The sequence below is a fragment of the Candidatus Oleimmundimicrobium sp. genome, assembly GCF_030651595.1.
GTDB lineage: Bacteria > Actinomycetota > Aquicultoria > UBA3085 > Oleimmundimicrobiaceae > JAUSCH01.
In genome coordinates, this window is record NZ_JAUSCH010000075.1 from 1 (window position 1) to 1793 (window position 1793).

At 57.0% G+C, this 1793-nt stretch carries 3 protein-coding genes; 2 read left to right on the top strand and 1 reads right to left on the bottom strand.

All coding sequences use genetic code 11. The features are described 5' to 3' along the window. Both Q7U95_RS04785 and Q7U95_RS04790 read left to right on the top strand, forming a co-directional pair. On the top strand, positions 1–227 hold a 227-nt coding region (locus Q7U95_RS04785; protein ID WP_308752318.1), incomplete at its 5' end, for a hypothetical protein. Next, positions 122–1042: an IS5 family transposase gene (locus Q7U95_RS04790; RefSeq protein ID WP_308752316.1), complete on the top strand. Its 921-nt coding sequence runs from the start codon at positions 122–124 to the stop codon at positions 1040–1042. The genes Q7U95_RS04785 and Q7U95_RS04790, both read left to right, overlap by 106 nt. On the opposite strand, the gene Q7U95_RS04795 is transcribed toward Q7U95_RS04790, so the two are convergent. After that, on the bottom strand, positions 1023–1280 hold the full coding sequence (locus Q7U95_RS04795) for a hypothetical protein (protein ID WP_308752314.1): 258 nt from the start codon (positions 1278–1280) through the stop codon (positions 1023–1025). The genes Q7U95_RS04790 and Q7U95_RS04795 overlap by 20 nt on opposite strands. Positions 1281–1793 lie beyond the last annotated feature (513 nt).

Sequence of the window (1793 nt, forward strand, 5' to 3'; positions counted from 1 at the left end):
CGCCCGAGGTTTGCAACGACCCGATGGCGGACCTTGCCCTGCTCGTTGCGGTAGCCCTCGACCAGCTGAAGGTACTGGGGGCCACCGGATCTGGTGATCTTCGTATACATGTCGCAACGATATTACACCAAAGACTCATAATCAATCACCCCAAGTCACGCGACGTGCCACAACAGAATTTTCCAGAAATCGACCCCTCGACGCTCGGAATCCCCTTGTTTTGTTGAACCGCCACGCGCAAAATCTGGAAAAATCAGGCGCGAAGTGTCGAAGTTGGGAGACCTGCCTGACGATGAAGGTGCTGTTCGGCATGGCGCTGAGGCAGACGACCGGGTTCGTCGAAAGCCTGCTGCGGTTGAGTGGGTTAGACTGGGTTGTGCCCAATTTCAGCACGCTCTCACGTCGGCAGAAGACCTTGCAGGTCAACATCCCGTATCGAGGATCAGACGGGCCGCTGCACCTGCTAATAGACAGCACAGGCATCAAGGTCGAGGGCGAAGGTGAATGGAACGCGCGCAAGCATGGTGGCACCAAACGCCGTGTATGGCGTAAGATCCACGTTGGAATTGACGAGAAAACACTCGAGATCCGCGCTGCCGAGTTCACCACCAGCGACATAGGCGACGCGCCCATGCTGCCCGAACTGCTCAATCAGATCCCACCCGATCAGGAGATCGACAGCGTCACCGCGGATGGCGCTTTCGACACCCGCAAATGCCATGATGCTATTGCCGCCCGCGGTGCTGCCGCCGTCATTCCGCCCCGTAAGAACGCCAGGCCTTGGAAGCCAGACACCCCAGGCGCAATCGCCCGCAATGAAGCCTTGCGTGCGTCAAAGCGCTTCGGCCGAACCATCTGGCGACGATGGAGCGGCTATCACCGCCGAAGCCGCGTCGAGACGAAGATGCACTGTGTCAAACTGTTGGGCCAACGCCTGAGCGCGAGAGACTTTGATCGTCAGGTCGCCGAGTTCCAGGTCCGGGTTGCCGTCCTGAACGGCTTCACCGCGCTCGGCATACCCGTCACGGAAGCTGTGGGATGACTCTGTCCAGGGCAAGGGGAAACTCGACCATCAGCTGATTTGTGCAACAGAGTCGATCGAGGCCATGGCGATTGTACTCGGCGTGGACGGAGTGATCGGGAAAATATGGTTGCAGAATACCTCGCAGCTGGCCGCAAATCATTCGCTCGCCAACATCAATTTGGATAGTCTTCAGCTCTTCTGCATAAAGGGAATTAAGAGCTGCGAGTAGGATAGCTTCGATTTCAGCATGTTCCATCTTTGAACCTTCCGAACGAATAACAACAAAGCCTTAGCACCCTTTGATCTGGAGGCGAAGCCCAAGCATTCTGGTGTAGGAATCGCTTCTGCGGCCTATGTCCGCTTCGGAGAGCCAGGCCGGGGCGCGAATTGATGATCACCAACGGCGGCGCGGAGCCGAGAACATCACGCCCCCCCCTCCCATGGTTCCTCCGCGGCCGGGTCCGTATACGGGGGGGCTGAGCGCGCAAGTTTTCTAGCGTCTGGCATTTTCACCGGGGAATCCACTTTGAAGCCACCCCAGCGGCCTTGCCAGAAATTATGAATCAAAATCAGAATCTTATGGGACCGCACCGCTGGCCAGGGTGGATTTCTCTTGGAATCCAGGGAATCCACTTCGCGGAATCCACTGGCCACCGAAGCCATCTTGGGAAGCCCCCTCAGGCCATATCGGCAGAACACATTGATTCAACGTCAAAAAATGGCTTGACAAAGCTGCCCCCCTTGACGTAGCACTTAATCATCGAAGAAT

Bases quoted from the DNA above. Each gene is read 5' to 3' on its own strand.
- Q7U95_RS04795 (WP_308752314.1), bottom strand. From the start codon at position 1,280: ATGGAACATGCTGAAATCGAAGCTATCCTACTCGCAGCTCTTAATTCC.